The 15,189-nt window shown below is 34.9% G+C and carries 13 protein-coding genes; 12 read left to right on the top strand and 1 reads right to left on the bottom strand.

The window, feature by feature from the left end:
- From FLA105534_RS08775 to FLA105534_RS08745, 7 genes are all read left to right on the top strand, one after another.
- A partial coding sequence (locus FLA105534_RS08775; RefSeq protein WP_246253197.1) for a GxxExxY protein occupies nucleotides 1-337 on the top strand: 337 nt, incomplete at its 5' end.
- 85 nt (nucleotides 338-422) lie between these two features.
- Nucleotides 423-1,370, top strand: a complete 948-nt coding sequence (locus FLA105534_RS08770) for an N-acetylornithine carbamoyltransferase (protein WP_173965699.1) — start codon at nucleotides 423-425, stop codon at nucleotides 1,368-1,370.
- A 104-nt stretch (nucleotides 1,371-1,474) separates the two neighbouring features.
- Nucleotides 1,475-2,248 (top strand): acetylglutamate kinase, encoded by a 774-nt coding sequence (gene argB / locus FLA105534_RS08765; protein ID WP_173965697.1) that lies wholly within the window; start codon nucleotides 1,475-1,477, stop codon nucleotides 2,246-2,248.
- A 198-nt stretch (nucleotides 2,249-2,446) separates the two neighbouring features.
- The gene (locus tag FLA105534_RS08760) at nucleotides 2,447-3,517 is read left to right on the top strand and encodes a M20 family metallo-hydrolase (protein ID WP_173965696.1); all 1,071 of its coding nucleotides are present in this window, start codon (nucleotides 2,447-2,449) and stop codon (nucleotides 3,515-3,517) included.
- Nucleotides 3,518-3,749: 232 nt separating this feature from the next.
- Nucleotides 3,750-5,030: an argininosuccinate lyase gene (gene argH, locus FLA105534_RS08755; protein WP_173965694.1), complete on the top strand. Its 1,281-nt coding sequence runs from the start codon at nucleotides 3,750-3,752 to the stop codon at nucleotides 5,028-5,030.
- Nucleotides 5,031-5,235: 205 nt separating this feature from the next.
- Complete coding sequence (locus FLA105534_RS08750; protein ID WP_173965693.1) at nucleotides 5,236-6,237, top strand: DUF2157 domain-containing protein; 1,002 nt, start codon at nucleotides 5,236-5,238, stop codon at nucleotides 6,235-6,237.
- Complete coding sequence (locus FLA105534_RS08745) at nucleotides 6,234-7,400, top strand: hypothetical protein (RefSeq protein ID WP_173965691.1); 1,167 nt, start codon at nucleotides 6,234-6,236, stop codon at nucleotides 7,398-7,400. Before FLA105534_RS08750 ends, FLA105534_RS08745 begins: the two co-directional genes overlap by 4 nt.
- Nucleotides 7,401-7,561: 161 nt before the next feature.
- Here FLA105534_RS08745 and ytxJ read toward each other — a convergent pair whose 3' ends face one another.
- Entirely contained in the window at nucleotides 7,562-7,951 is a 390-nt protein-coding gene (gene ytxJ / locus FLA105534_RS08740; RefSeq protein WP_173965690.1) for a bacillithiol system redox-active protein YtxJ, read from the bottom strand.
- Nucleotides 7,952-8,158: 207 nt separating this feature from the next.
- Here ytxJ and clpB point away from each other — a divergent pair, with 207 nt between their 5' ends.
- From clpB to FLA105534_RS08715, 5 genes are all read left to right on the top strand, one after another.
- Nucleotides 8,159-10,762, top strand: coding sequence for an ATP-dependent chaperone ClpB (gene clpB / locus FLA105534_RS08735; RefSeq protein WP_173965688.1), 2,604 nt, complete (start codon nucleotides 8,159-8,161; stop codon nucleotides 10,760-10,762).
- A 150-nt stretch (nucleotides 10,763-10,912) separates the two neighbouring features.
- A complete protein-coding gene (locus FLA105534_RS08730) occupies nucleotides 10,913-11,407 on the top strand; it encodes a T9SS type A sorting domain-containing protein (RefSeq protein ID WP_173965686.1) in 495 nt (164 codons plus the stop codon).
- A gap of 22 nt (nucleotides 11,408-11,429) precedes the next feature.
- Entirely contained in the window at nucleotides 11,430-12,467 is a 1,038-nt protein-coding gene (locus FLA105534_RS08725) for a hypothetical protein (RefSeq protein WP_173965685.1), read from the top strand.
- 94 nt (nucleotides 12,468-12,561) lie between these two features.
- Complete coding sequence (locus FLA105534_RS08720; RefSeq protein WP_173965683.1) at nucleotides 12,562-13,602, top strand: hypothetical protein; 1,041 nt, start codon at nucleotides 12,562-12,564, stop codon at nucleotides 13,600-13,602.
- Between the two features lie 445 nt (nucleotides 13,603-14,047).
- Complete coding sequence (locus tag FLA105534_RS08715) at nucleotides 14,048-14,929, top strand: DUF808 domain-containing protein (RefSeq protein ID WP_173965681.1); 882 nt, start codon at nucleotides 14,048-14,050, stop codon at nucleotides 14,927-14,929.
- The last annotated feature ends 260 nt before the right edge of the window (nucleotides 14,930-15,189 follow it).

Below are 15,189 nucleotides of genomic sequence, written 5' to 3'. Positions count from 1 at the left end.
AGTTTATAATGAATTGGGATATGGTTTTTTAGAAAGAGTTTATCAAAATTCATTGTATCTCGAATTAAAAAATAAGGGGCTTAACGTTGAAGCTCAGAAGAAAATCATCGTATATTATAAGGGACTAAAAGTAGGAGAATATTATGCGGATTTAATAGTGGAAGATTTAATTATTTTAGAATTAAAAACAGCTGATTATATCGCAGTGGAGTTTGAAAATCAGATTTTAAACTATTTAAAAGGCACAGACTGCGAAGTAGGTTTACTTCTAAATTTTGGAACAAAACCAGAATTTAGACGAAAAATATTTGAGAATAATAGAAAATTAAGAATATAAAAAATCCGCGTTAATCTGCGTCTTCGCGAAGCGAATCAGTTTAATCCGCGTCTAATTTTAGACAACAAATAGAAATCAAAAAGACATGAATTATATTTCAATACAAGATATCGACTCATTATCAAAATGGGTAAAAAGTGCGTTAAAAATCAAAAAGAACCCACTTAAAAATCAAAACTTAGGGAAGAATAAAACCTTAGGGATGTTATTTTTTAATCCAAGTTTAAGAACGCGTCTGAGTACTCAGAAAGCGGCCATGAACCTAGGGATGAATGTCATGGTGATGAACTTTACTAACGAAGGCTGGACCTTAGAGTTTGAAGATGGAGCTATTATGAATTCCGGTGCTTCAGAGCATATCAAAGAAGCTGCCGAAGTGGTATCTCAATATTGTGACATTATTGCCATTCGTGCTTTTGCAGGCTTGGTAGACAAAGAAAAAGATTATGCCGAAACCGTAATCTCAGGCTTTTTAAAACATGCAACAGTGCCAATTGTAAACATGGAAAGCGCTGTTCGCCATCCGATGCAGTCTTTAGCGGATGCCATTACAATGGAAGAATACAAAACCAAACATAAACCGAAAGTAGTGCTTTCGTGGGCACCGCATCCAAAAGCATTGCCTCAGGCTGTTGCCAATTCATTTGTAGAAATGATGCAGATGCAAAAAGATATGGATTTTGTAATCACGCATCCGGAAGGTTACGAACTAAGTCCCGAAATCACAAAAGATTGCAAAATCGAATACGATCAGGATAAAGCGTTTGAAAATGCCGATTTCGTTTACGTTAAAAACTGGAGTAATTTTAATGACTACGGAAAAGTAACCAACATAGATCCAAATTGGACCGTTACGGCCGAAAAAATGGCTTTAACGAACAATGGAAAATTCATGCACTGTCTTCCGGTTCGTCGTAACGTAATTGTAAGCGATGAAGTTTTAGACGGAGAAAATTCAATCGTAATTCAGCAAGCAAACAACAGAACTTTTTCGGCACAATTGGTTTTGCAGAAGATTTTGAAGAAGCTTTAATTTGAGGTACAAAGGCACAAAGTTGCAAAGGCTCATAGGCTTCAAACCTAAAAAAAAAGCCTTTGTTCCTCTGAACCTCTGAACCTCTGAACCTATTAATAAATATGCAAGTATCAGTAATAAAAATTGGTGGAAACATCATCGATAATCCACACGAATTAGAGCAATTCTTAACCGATTTTTCTAAAATCGAAGGACATAAAGTTTTAGTTCATGGCGGTGGAAAATCGGCTACAAAAATGGCACAGAGTATTGGTTTGGTGCCGCAAATGATTGATGGACGCCGAATTACAGATGCTCCGATGCTTGATGTTGTGGTAATGATCTACGCAGGTCAAATCAACAAGCATATTGTAGCGCAATTGCAAGCCAAAGACAATAACGCAATTGGTTTTTCAGGTGCCGACGGGAATCTGATACAATCGGTGAAACGAAATCATCCCACAATCGATTATGGTTTTGTAGGCGATGTAAAACAAGTTAATACCAAATTATTGACTACCTTATTAGAAACCGGAATTGTTCCTGTTTTTTGCGCGATAACACACGACAAAAACGGACAATTGTTAAACACTAATGCCGATACCATCGCAAGCGAATTGTCTATTGCTTTGTCTGAATTTTTTGATGTTACACTAACCTATTGTTTCGAAAAACAAGGAGTTTTACAAGATTCAGAAGACGATTCATCTGTAATAACCCAAATCAACGAAGTATTGTATAATAAGCTAAAAGCTGAAAAAGTTATCCATTCCGGAATGATTCCAAAACTGGATAATTGCTTCAATAGTTTATCTAGAGGGGTACAGAAAATCAAAATTGGGCATCATAAAATGCTTCAAAACCCTGATGTTTTACATACAACGATTACGTTATAAAATTGGTTGCCACCAATTACACGAATTTTCGAGAATGAAAATAAAAATTAGTAAAAATTTGTGTAATTCGTGGCAAAAAAAGCACATCACGCAAAGCATTTTAAATATTAATTTAAGAAATTTGCGCAAACTAAAAATGTCACAGATTCAATTAAAAACTTTGTGACTTCGAGCCTTCACGGCAAAGAAACCATAACTATGAAAAATATTGCAACGCTTACCCAGGAAGCAATTAGTTTATTAAAAAGCCTTATCGAAACTCCTTCCTTTTCAAGTGAAGAAGACCAAACAGCCCTTTTAATCGAAAATTGGTTCAATCAAAATGAGATTCCTTTTCAAAGAGAAAACAATAATGTGTGGGCTTTCAACAAGTATTTCGACGAAAACAAACCAACACTTTTATTAAACTCCCACCATGATACCGTAAAACCCAATCAGGCTTATACAAATGATCCGTTTAAAGCCATCGAAAAAGAAGGGAAATTATTTGGTTTAGGAAGTAATGATGCCGGAGGATGCTTGGTCTCATTACTAGCCACATTCGTGTATTTTTACGAAAATCAAAACTTATCACATAATATTGTTGTTGTAGCTTCTGCCGAAGAAGAAAGCAGCGGAAAAAATGGTTTAAACAGCGTTTTAAAGCATTTGCCGGAATTAGATTGCGCTATCGTTGGTGAGCCTACTTTAATGCAATTGGCTGTTGCCGAAAAAGGGTTGCTGGTTTTAGATGTAAAAGTCAAAGGAACTGCAAGCCATGCAGCACACCAAAATGATGATAATTCAATTTACAAATCAATTCCTGTAATGGAATGGTTTAAAAACTATAAATTCGATAAAATCTCTGATGTTTTAGGTCCTGTAAAAATGACTGTAACACAAATCAGCGCAGGAAAACAGCACAACGTAGTACCGTCTGAATGCGATTTAGTGGTTGATATTCGCGTAACTGACTGTTACTCGAATACAGAGATTCTGGAAGTAGTAAGAGCCAATGTAAATGCCGAAGTGACGCCAAGATCTATGCATCTCAATGCTTCGTCAATTCCGGTTGCACATGGTTTAGTACAAGCCGGAATCGCTCTGGGAAGAACAACTTATGGTTCGCCAACACTTTCAGATCAGTCTGTTTTGAGTTGCCAGTCCTTAAAACTAGGGCCTGGAGAAACACTACGTTCACATTCAGCTGACGAATTTATTTTTATAAATGAAATAGAAGAAGGAGTCGATTTGTATATCAAAATACTAACCGATTTTTTTAAATTATAATATTTATTAGGAGCTATTTCCCGCTATCCGTTCCAAACGAAGTTCACTGAACTCCGATTAAAATGAGAATTAAGTGAAGTAATCTTTTATTTTTTTAAAGAAAAAAATAAAAGAATTTCCACCGCTATCGGGGCTATGGCAATCAGGAAATAAGAAACATAGAATAAAACAAGAACTTTGTGAATCTCTGAGACTCTTTGAGTAGCTCTGTGAAACAAAAAACATACATCTTATGAAACTTTGGGAAAAAGGAATACCAACAGACAAACAAATCGAGCATTTTACGGTTGGAAACGACCGTGAACTGGATTTAGTTTTAGCAAAATATGATGCTTTAGGTTCAATCGCGCATGCCAAAATGCTTGGTCAAATAGGTTTATTAACTCAGGAAGAAACAACTTCTTTGGTTGATGCATTAAATGAAATCATAGCAGATATTGCGGTTGGGAAATTCGAAATAGAAGACAGTTTTGAAGACGTACATTCCAAAATAGAGTATTTACTCACCATAAAACTTGGTGATGCCGGAAAAAAAATCCATACGGCACGTTCGCGAAACGATCAGGTTTTAGTGGATGTACATTTGTATTTAAAAGACGAAGTAAAAGCAATAAAAGAACAGGTAAAAACACTATTTGATTTGTTGATGGAATCGGCAGAGAAACATCAAAATGTTTTATTACCGGGATACACACATTTGCAGATCGCAATGCCATCGTCATTCGGAATGTGGTTTTCTGCTTATGCTGAAAGTTTAATTGATGATATCACGATGTTAAATGCAGCCTCAAAAGTGGTAGATCAGAATCCGTTGGGATCAGCTGCAGGATATGGAAGTTCGTTTCCTATCAACAGAACCTTTACGACTCAGGAGCTAGGATTTGAAACATTAAAATACAATGCCGTAGCAGCTCAAATGAGCCGTGGTAAAGCAGAGAAAACTGTAGCTTTTGCCATGACAAGCGTTGCGGGTACATTATCAAAATTTGCAATGGATGTTTGTTTGTATATGAGTCAGAACTTTGACTTTATTGGTCTTCCGGCACATCTTACAACAGGTTCCAGTATCATGCCTCACAAGAAAAACCCGGATGTATTCGAATTAATCAGAGGAAAGTGTAATAAGATTCAGGCACTTCCGTATGAAATTACGTTAATTACCAATAACTTGCCAAGCGGCTATCATAGAGATTTACAACTTTTAAAAGAAGGTTTATTTCCTGCAATTCAAAACTTAAAAGCGTGTTTGGATATTGCTATTTTTTCTGTAAAAGACATTACCGTAAAAGACAACATATTAAAAGATAAAAAATACGATTATTTGTTTACAGTAGACACTTTAAACGAAATGGTAGTGGCGGGTATGCCTTTCAGAGACGCTTACAAAGCAGTTGCAGAACAATTGGAGGCCGGAACTTACGAATCTCCTAAAGAAACAAAACACACGCATGAAGGCAGTATCAATAACTTATGTCTGAATGCGATAAAAGACAAAATGAAAGTAGCTTACTAATTGTTAATTGTGAGATGTAAAATGTTGATTGTAAAATGTGAAAAGTAAAATATCTCAATTGTTATAGCTAAAAAACAAAATCCCGAATTTTTTAAATTCGGGATTTTGTTTTTTAGCTCACATCCAGCATCTCACATTTTACAATAATCATTTTACTAATAAAAGAAAAACACTATTTTTGATTTACAGTTTTATAAAAGTAACTATGAATAAGTTTGATGATCAAGCCACTAAAGCGCTTTTAGAAAGAAATTTAATAAGCGAAAAGCAGTATCAGGAAATAACTTCCTATCGCAGTTTGGCTATTTTTTCGCTAAATGCGGAACTAAAGCTATTTCTGTACTTGTCTGTACTATCATTTACTTCAGGAATCGGAATTTTAATTTACAAAAATATAGATACAATCGGACATATTACGATTCTGTCCTTATTATTGATTGTTATAGGTGTTTGTTTTTACTTTTGCTTTAAAAACGCAAAAGGATTTCAAAGAACAGAAACGGCTTTTGAGCATCCGGTTTTAGAATACCTAGTCCTGACGGCCAATGTACTTACCTGTATCTTTATTGGTTATTTGCAATTTCAATACAAGCCTTTCGGAACTCATTACGGACTGGCAACACTAATTCCAACTCTGGTGAGTTTCTTTTGTGCTTATTACTTTGACAATAAAAGCGTCTTAACAATCGGAATTACTGGTTTGGCGGCTTATATGGGGCTTTCGGTTGCACCACAGGATTTACTCAACAACAGTAATTTTTATGCCGATCAAAATTTGAGTTACTCAGCAATTATGTTGGGAGTTCTACTTGTTTTGTGGACTGTTTATAGCTCGAGAGTTCAGTTAAAAACACACTTCAGTATTATCTATCTTACCTTTGCTTTACATATCACCAGTATTGCACTAATTCATAATTTGACAGGTTATTTTGAGGATGGTATCTGGTTACTTTTTGCAGTGTTACTAGCTGGTTCTTCCTACTACTTTTATAAGGTCAGTTATCAGTTTAAAGCAATTTCGCTGTATGTTTTTACAATCGTCTACGCCTATATTGGACTTAATATAATTTTGTTTCGAATTTTTGATCATATTGATTTTTCAGACGTTTGGGAATTACTTATTTTACTTCTCCCATTGTATTTTATAGGTTCAATTATAATGTTTATTAAACTGATTAAGAAATTCAATAAAGAAATTGCAGCATGATAATATATGACAAAAGCGCGTTAGATGATTTAGCTTTAATTGAAGAAGCCGCTTCTCTACATTCAGCTGGTTTTATTGATAAGGAACAAAAGGACCAGATTAAAAAAGAATTGACTGTTTTTAAAAGACAAAAAAACATATTGGTCCGATTGGGATTTTTCCTGCTGGGTTCATTTTTGTACCTCTCCATTTGCGGTGCGATTTCGTTATTGGGACTTAGCGGAGAGGATGCCTTTTTTAAAATCTGTTGTTATATTTTTGCTTTGGTAGGTTTGGGTGGCGCAGAATTTTTAGCCAATCAAAAATACTATGGACATGGACTGGATGATGCTTTTATTTTGGGAGCTATTTTAAATATAGGATTCGCTATTGCCATTACAACAGAAGGTTACGAGCTGATGATTGCTATTTTTGTTGCTGTTATGTCATTCCTGCTTTATAGCAGATATTTGAATTTGCTGTCGTTGTTAGTGTTTTGTTTAGCCTCAACTGCCGTTTTGTTTTTTAGCCTGTTTGAATTTGGAGAAACCGGAAAAACAATTTTACCATTTGTTACCATGCTGTTTGCTGCGGGGCTTTATTTTTTGACTAAAAAAGCAATTCAAAAACTAACCAAAAGCTATTACTATAATGGTCTTTTGTTAGCGAATAGCTTTTGTTTGATTCTATTTTACCTTTCGTGTAATTATTTGGTTGTAAGAGAACTTTCTGCGGAACTTTTAGGTACAGCTGCGCTTCCCGGACAGGATATTCCGTTTGCTTACTTTTTTTATGCTTTTACATTTATAGTGCCGGCTGTCTATTTGGTTCAGGCGGTAAAAAACAAAGATCGAATCATGTTATGGATCAGTTTTTTAGCTATCTGTTTTACTATTTACACCATTCGGTTTTATTACTCAGTTTTACCAATAGAAGTAGCATTGATAATGGGTGGAGTAGTTTTATTTGCTATAGCCTATTTTTCCATCAGAAAACTGAAAGATAAAGAAAGAGGTTTAACCTTTAAACCGGACAGAATTAATACATCAAACGCCATTTTAAACGCCGAAGCTTTAATTGTTGCTTCTGCTTTTGGAATGAAACCGGAAGTGAAACCTGAAAACTCTCCAATGGATTTTGGTGGTGGTGGTTTTAGCGGAGGAGGTTCAGAAGGAACTTTTTGATTGATTTTTACCATTAAGATATTAAGAAAATTAAGTTAAATGCTTAATGAATCTTAATATCTTAGTGGTTTAAAGCTTTCTTTTTGAAAGCAATTACAAAGTATAAGATAATTAAGTTAAGCTCTTAATGAACCTTAATATCTTAATGGTAAAGAAATTTTTCAAACTTTATCTTTCAAAGACTCCGCATCAATATCGCTGTGTGAAACATCATAAATAGCTTTTCCGTTTCGGATTAAAATTAATTGTGGAGATTCGTGATAAACATTGAATCTGCTTGCTATTTCATTTGAAACATCTCGGTGTGCTATTAAATCCAGAAAATAAGCGTCTACTGTATCTTTTAAATCGTATTCACGTTCAAATTGTTTTAAAGCCATACGGCTGATACTACATCTGGTACTGTGTTTAAAAATAACAACCGGCTTTACATTGGATATTGTTTCGATCTCCATTAATTGGGCAATATCGGTTAATTCTGTCCAATTTACATTGTTTTTTGGAGTGTCTGCTGACTCCGAATTTCCGAAGATTGAATTAAAAAAACTCATATTTGACTTGTTTTATGACTTTTTGGCGTTAAAAATAGACTAAAAACTAATTTAAAGCGACATTTTGTCTGTATTTTTAGTATGGAATATAATTTGAATGTTCTCAAGCAAAGTTAGAGTATTTAAAGTTAAAAAATTAATTCAATAAATTGTAATTTTAAGGACATCAGACTAAATAACTAATAATCAATCCTAAATCGTATACATATGAACATAAATAAATTTACAATTAAATCGCAGGAAGCCATTCAGCTGTCACAGCAATTGGCCCAACGCAACGGACAACAGCAGATAGAAAACGAACACATTTTTAAAGCTATTTTTGAAGTAGATGAAAATGTGGCTCCGTTTATTCTGAAGAAACTAAATGTAAATGTTCCGTTGTTTTTACAAATATTAGACAGTACAATTCAAAGCTTTCCAAAAGTTTCCGGAGGTGATATATTGCTTTCCAGAGACGCAAACAAAGCATTGAATGAAGCGGAGATTATAGCACAAAAAATGAACGATGAATATGTTTCTATCGAACATTTAATTTTGGCTATTTTTGATTCAAAAAGCAAAGTTTCTCAGATTCTAAAAGATCAGGGGGTTACTGGAAAAGGCCTTAAAGCAGCTATTGAAGAACTTCGTAAAGGAGAGAGAGTAACATCGGCTTCAGCTGAGGAAACTTATAATTCATTAAATAAATATGCAAAAAATCTAAACGAACTGGCACGTACCGGAAAGCTTGACCCCGTTATTGGTCGTGATGAAGAGATCCGTCGTGTGTTACAGATTTTGACGCGTAGAACAAAAAATAACCCAATGTTAATAGGAGAGCCAGGAGTTGGTAAAACGGCTATTGCAGAGGGGTTGGCACATAGAATTGTGGACGGTGATGTGCCGGAAAATTTAAAAGATAAGATCGTTTTCTCACTTGATATGGGAGCATTGATTGCCGGTGCTAAATTTAAAGGAGAATTCGAAGAACGTTTGAAAGCGGTAGTAAAAGAAGTTACAGCTGCAGAAGGAGATATCGTTTTATTTATTGATGAGATTCATACACTTGTAGGTGCTGGCGGAGGAGAAGGCGCAATGGATGCGGCAAATATCTTGAAACCGGCTTTGGCTCGTGGTGAGTTAAGAGCAATTGGTGCAACAACTTTGGATGAATATCAAAAATATTTTGAGAAAGACAAAGCGCTGGAGCGTCGTTTCCAAAAAATCTTAATTGACGAACCGGATACCGAAAGTGCTATTTCGATTTTACGTGGAATTAAAGAAAAGTACGAAACGCATCATAAAGTTCAAATTAAAGATGAGGCGATTATTGCTGCGGTTGAATTGTCTCAACGTTATATTACCAATCGTTTTTTACCGGACAAAGCCATTGATTTGATGGACGAAGCGGCTTCAAAACTGCGTATGGAAATCAATTCAAAACCGGAAGAATTGGATGTTTTAGATCGTAAGATCATGCAGTTGGAAATTGAGATTGAAGCGATTAAACGTGAAAAAGAAGAAAGCAAGCTAAAAATTCTTCGCATGGATTTGGCGAACTTAAAAGAAGAACGCAACGAAATTTATGCAAAATGGAAATCAGAAAAAGATGTTGTTGACGGAATTCAGGCTGTAAAATTAGAATTAGAAGACTTTAAATATGAGGCTGAGCGTGCTGAACGTGACGGTGATTATGGAAAAGTAGCTGAAATTCGTTACGGAAAAGTAAAAGAAGCACAAGGACGTCTGGAAGTTTTACAAAAACAATTACAGGAATATCAGTCTGGTAATTCCTTGATAAAAGAAGAAGTAACCCGTGAAGATATTGCCGAAGTTGTAGCAAAATGGACCGGAATTCCAGTAATGAAAATGCTTCAGACAGAAAGAGAAAAGTTATTACATCTGGAAGATGAATTGCACAGACGTGTCGTGGGACAGGAAGAAGCGATTGAAGCAGTAAGTGATGCCGTACGCAGAAGTCGTGCCGGTTTGCAGGACATGAAAAAACCTGTTGGAACGTTCTTATTTTTAGGAACTACCGGAGTTGGTAAAACGGAATTGGCAAAAGCTTTGGCTGAGTATCTTTTTGACGATGAAAATGCCATGACGCGTATTGATATGAGTGAGTATCAGGAACGTCACAGTGTGAGTCGTTTAGTAGGTGCACCTCCGGGATATGTGGGATATGATGAAGGGGGACAATTGACCGAAGCGGTTCGTAGAAAACCATATTCCGTAATCTTGTTAGACGAGATTGAAAAAGCACATCCTGATACGTTTAACATCTTACTTCAGGTTTTGGACGAAGGCCGTTTAACGGACAACAAAGGCCGTCTGGCAGATTTTAAAAACACGATTATCATTATGACTTCTAACATGGGAAGTCAGATTATACAAGATAAGTTTGAAAATTTAAAAGGAAGTATCGAATCAGCGACCGAGGCTGCAAAAGTTGAAGTTTTAGGCTTGCTGAAACAAACTGTTCGTCCGGAGTTTATCAACCGTATTGATGAGATTGTGATGTTTACGCCTTTAACAGTGGATAATATTTCTAAAATTGTAGGTTTACAGTTGAAGAGCGTTACAAAGATGTTAGCTCTGCAAGGCATTACAATGGATGCAACACCAGAAGCTATCGCCTATTTATCAGACAAAGGTTATGACCCTCAGTTTGGTGCAAGACCTGTAAAACGTGTGGTTCAAAGAGAAGTGCTGAATCAACTGTCAAAAGAAATTCTGGCTGGAAACATTACAACAGACAGTATCATTTTATTAGATGCTTTTGATGGGCAATTGGTTTTCAGGAACCAAACTCATAAAGAAGAATAATTTATATCAGAGAGATGTAGCACATCTTTATTATTTCAAAAAGACATCAGCAGAAACGCTGGTGTCTTTTTTTATGCAATCTCTTCTTAGTAATAATATTCTGTATAAGAATTGTTATATATTTGGATCACCAATCAGTAAATCAACAATATGAAAAAAAATCAACACACTTTTTTAATTTTATTTATTACCTGTATTTCATTTATTACCAGTGGCTATTCACAAGAGAGTGTAGTAGCCTCAGGTGGAAATGCTACCGGGAGTGGAGGTTCCTCAGGCTACTCAGTGGGACAGACCGCTTATACAAGTTTACAAGGGGGGGCTAACGGATTTGTTTTGCAAGGCGTTCAACAGGCTTATGAAATAGTCAGTCTCGGCAATGATGAATTTAAAGGTATTACTCTTGCAATGACCGCTTACCCCAACCCAGCTGTTGATGTACTTAGTTTGGCTGTCGCTACAAACGAATGGAATGATTTATCATGCCAATTATTTGATATTAACGGAAAAATCGTATCCAAAAAAGTAGAAGTAACAAGCCCTGATACCAGTGTATCCATGCAAGGGTTAAATAGCGGCATTTATTTTCTGACTGTGAGTAACGGCGGTAAAAAAATAAAAACGTTTAAAATCATAAAAAAATAACTTTCTAACAGCAGAAAAATATATGAAAAAAATTACTCTGGTATTACTATTATTGAGTTCTTTTACTATTTTATTTGCACAGGCTCCGCAAAAAATGAGCTACCAATCAGTCATTCGTAAAGCCGATGGGACATTGGTTACCGGTACTTTAGTGAGTATCAAAACGAGTATTTTGGTAGGCTCGGCAAGTGGTACAACTTCTTATGTTGAGACACAAACTACAACGACAAACAGTAACGGACTGGCTACTATAGAAATAGGCGGCGGAACAGCTATTACAGGAACTTTTTCTGGAATAAATTGGGGTGCAGGTTCACATTTTATCAAGACCGAAATCGATCCAACAGGAGGGACTAATTATACCATTAGCGGTACCAGTCAGTTGTTGAGTGTACCTTATGCCTTGTATGCAGGTAGTAGCCAAAGTAAAGGAAGAACAAGTTTAATAATTGCTGGTGACATTACAGATGCTCAGGCAGCAGCACAAGTAGCGGCGGAGTTAGGACCTGAGACAGAAAATATTTACATTATGAATACTACAAATTTGACAACTTTGGATTTAAGTGCTGCAAAAAGGCTGGTTGACTTAAGTATAAAAAGTAATTCAAATTTGGTTAGTGTAAATTTAAGTAATCTTAGCGATGTTTATAATGCGTTATATGTAGAAGGTAATGCAAGATTAAGCTCCATTTCATTTCCCGTTTTAAAAACAGTACTTGCTTCTGAAATTTATTTTTCAGGTAATTCGGCATTACAATCTGTTTCTTTTCCTTTATTGACCAAAACTAAAACGATTTACATTAGTGGCAATGCGTTTCTTTCTTATATTGATTTACCAGTTTTTTCTTCATTTTATAGTAATCTGTACAGTTTTCAAGTAAGTAGAAATGCACTTCCAAGTTATCACATCAATTCGCTTTTAAGTAAACTGCTCAATGTTTCCCCTGCAAGCGGAAAGTTTATTGATTTGTCAGGTCAGACCCCACCAGCTCCACCTACAGGACAAGGGATTATCGATAAAGCAACTATAAAAATGAACAATAGCATTTCAACGGATTAAGTTTAGTATTAATCCTTTTGTCAGCAAGTAGCATGGCAAGACAATAAAAAACGTTTAAAGTCATAAAAAATAACTTTCTAACAGTAAAAAATATATGAAAAAAATTACTCTAGTCTTACTATTATTGAGCTCTTTTACTATTTTATTTGCACAGGCTCCGCAAAAAATGAGCTACCAATCAGTCATTCGTAAAACCGACGGTACATTGGTTGCCGGTACTTTAGTGAGTATCAAAACGAGTATACTTGCAGGTTCAGCAAGTGGTACAGCTTCTTATGTAGAAACACAAACTACAACGACAAACAGTAATGGATTGGCAACTATAGAAATAGGAGGCGGAACAGCCGTTACTGGAGCTTTTTCAGGAATAAATTGGGGTAGTGGATCACACTTTATCAAGACAGAAATTGATCCAACAGGAGGAACTAATTATACCATTAGTGGTACAAGTCAATTACTAAGTGTGCCTTATGCATTATATGCCGGAAGCAGCCAAAATAAAGGAAAACCAAGTATTGTTATAACGGGAGATGTCACAGATGCGCAGGCGGCAGCACAGATTATCGCTGAATTGGGGCCTTATACAGAGAATATTTATGTTACCAGTACAACAAACCTTACGACTTTAGATTTAAGTGTAATAAAGAGCTTAATAAATTTAAAAATCCAAAATAACTTAAAGTTAGTGAATGTGAATGTAAGTAACCTTACTGAAGTATATAACGATTTGGACGTGTCAAACAACGACAAACTTACTTCAATTGGGTTTCCTCTTATGAAAACACTGCATGGATACGACACAGGTATTTTAAATAATCCGTCTTTAACTTCTATATTATTCCCTATGTTAACTTCATGTAAAGGGCTTTATTTTAGTAGTAATAAGATTCTTACTTCTATCGAATTACCATCATTAGCATTAATTACAGATAAAAACTTATCCATTAATTTTAATAATAATGCGCTTTCAAGTTCAATGGTTAATCTAATTTTATACCGATTACTTAATCTTCCTTCTAATACAGGAAGTTATGTTCAGTTACAGGGTCAGAATCCTCCGGCTCCTCCTACAGGACAAGGTATTACCTATAAAGCAACTTTAGTAAGCAGAGGCTATTCTGTTACAACAGATTAAGTTAATTTCTTTTTATGAATAATATCCAAAATGACACCAGTAGAAATACTGGTGTTTTTTGTTTGAACGCAAACTCGTAATTCAATAAATGATATAAATTTTTCTGAAAGTAATGTAAAATAATTTGCAATAAAGTTATGATCTTTACTATAGTGGTTTGAAAATCAAATCAAAAGAGAAATAATCTTAATCGAAATACAATGAACAATATTTTTAGAGGATTAATAGCAGGTTACGGTGCGAAAAAATTAGGTGGAGGCTGTTTTGGAACTATTTTCGTGTTTATTATTATTTGGGTGCTTTTAGGACAATGCAGTTAATTTTTGGCTAGAAAAATCAACAAAAAAGTCTTAGATTCGCAGCAATAAACAACCAGGATCACGTATTAATTTGGTGTATTTAAAACCAGTTAATTAAGTGATTTTTCTAAAACAAAAGAAGTATAATGGCATCAGGTTTTTTCGTACTATTAGACGATATCGCAGCAATCATGGATGATGTTGCAGTAATGAGTAAAGTTGCAGCAAAAAAAACAGCGGGTATTTTGGGTGATGATTTGGCTGTAAATGCTGAGAAAGCTTCGGGGTTTGCATCCTCGAGAGAGCTTCCGGTATTATGGGCGATCAGCAAAGGTTCCTTATTGAATAAAGTAATTATTTTGCCAATTGCTTTTTTATTAAGCGCTTTCTTGCCAGTAGCTATCATCATAATTCTGGTACTTGGAGGTTTATTTTTGGCCTATGAAGGAGCAGAGAAAATCTACGAATTTATATTTCCGCACAAACACGAAGAATCAGAAGGGATAACAGAAGAAACGTTTACAGAAGAAGAAATTCTAGAGGCTGAAAAAGGAAAAATTAAATCAGCAATCGTAACCGATTTTATACTATCAGTAGAAATTGTGATTATTGCTTTAGGTACTGTAATTGGTCAGCCACTTGGTCAGCAAATTATAGTAACTTCGATTATTGCCTTGATTGCAACCGTTGGTGTTTATGGTATTGTTGCTCTTATTGTCAGAATGGATGAGGCGGGTTATAAGCTTATTAAGTTTAGTAAAAAAGAAAAAAGCATATCAAAATTTATTGGAAACATATTGGTAAAAGCATTGCCTATAGTAATTAAAAGTTTAACGGTAATTGGTACAATTGCCTTGATTTTAGTAGCAGGCGGAATTTTTGTACACTATATTCCGTTTTTACATCATTTAATGGAAGAAATTAATGTTCCTTCTATAATAAAAGAATTTGTTACAGGCTTAATATTAGGTTTTGTAGTTTTAGTAATTGTAAATGGATTTAAAAAGGTTTTTGCAAAGAAAAATTAAGATACACATCACAAAGAGGTAAACAAAAACACTAGTCGAAAGGCTGGTGTTTTTTTTTGAAGCATTGTAATTCGTTTTAAAAAGAACACTTGCCCCGCTATCCACTATATCTTTTTCACGCTAAAGAAGCAGGAAAAAGGATGTCGTTTCTATCGGGGCTAAACGATAAATTTTTCTTTTCATAAGAAATTACGTTGTTTTTTAAAACTATTTTTAGAGGTTAATATTTTGATTTTTAGGTTGTTATTGATTTTATTTGA

The sequence above is a fragment of the Flavobacterium collinsii genome (genome assembly GCF_902804485.1).
In the GTDB taxonomy this organism is placed as follows: Bacteria; Bacteroidota; Bacteroidia; order Flavobacteriales; family Flavobacteriaceae; genus Flavobacterium; species Flavobacterium collinsii.
Note: the sequence above shows the minus strand (reverse complement) of the source record. Positions and strands in the feature narration are given on the sequence as shown.

What these genes read in the sequence shown, in the direction of transcription:
- ytxJ (WP_173965690.1), bottom strand. Translation starts at nt 7,951, where the DNA reads ATGAGTTTTTTTAATTCAATCTTCGGAAATTCGGAGTCAGCAGACACT.
- clpB (WP_173965688.1), top strand. Translation starts at nt 8,159, where the DNA reads ATGAACATAAATAAATTTACAATTAAATCGCAGGAAGCCATTCAGCTG.
- argH (WP_173965694.1), top strand. Translation starts at nt 3,750, where the DNA reads ATGAAACTTTGGGAAAAAGGAATACCAACAGACAAACAAATCGAGCAT.
- FLA105534_RS08715 (WP_173965681.1), top strand. Translation starts at nt 14,048, where the DNA reads ATGGCATCAGGTTTTTTCGTACTATTAGACGATATCGCAGCAATCATG.
- FLA105534_RS08720 (WP_173965683.1), top strand. Translation starts at nt 12,562, where the DNA reads ATGAAAAAAATTACTCTAGTCTTACTATTATTGAGCTCTTTTACTATT.
- FLA105534_RS08725 (WP_173965685.1), top strand. Translation starts at nt 11,430, where the DNA reads ATGAAAAAAATTACTCTGGTATTACTATTATTGAGTTCTTTTACTATT.
- FLA105534_RS08770 (WP_173965699.1), top strand. Translation starts at nt 423, where the DNA reads ATGAATTATATTTCAATACAAGATATCGACTCATTATCAAAATGGGTA.
- FLA105534_RS08750 (WP_173965693.1), top strand. Translation starts at nt 5,236, where the DNA reads ATGAATAAGTTTGATGATCAAGCCACTAAAGCGCTTTTAGAAAGAAAT.
- FLA105534_RS08730 (WP_173965686.1), top strand. Translation starts at nt 10,913, where the DNA reads ATGAAAAAAAATCAACACACTTTTTTAATTTTATTTATTACCTGTATT.
- FLA105534_RS08745 (WP_173965691.1), top strand. Translation starts at nt 6,234, where the DNA reads ATGATAATATATGACAAAAGCGCGTTAGATGATTTAGCTTTAATTGAA.
- FLA105534_RS08760 (WP_173965696.1), top strand. Translation starts at nt 2,447, where the DNA reads ATGAAAAATATTGCAACGCTTACCCAGGAAGCAATTAGTTTATTAAAA.
- argB (WP_173965697.1), top strand. Translation starts at nt 1,475, where the DNA reads ATGCAAGTATCAGTAATAAAAATTGGTGGAAACATCATCGATAATCCA.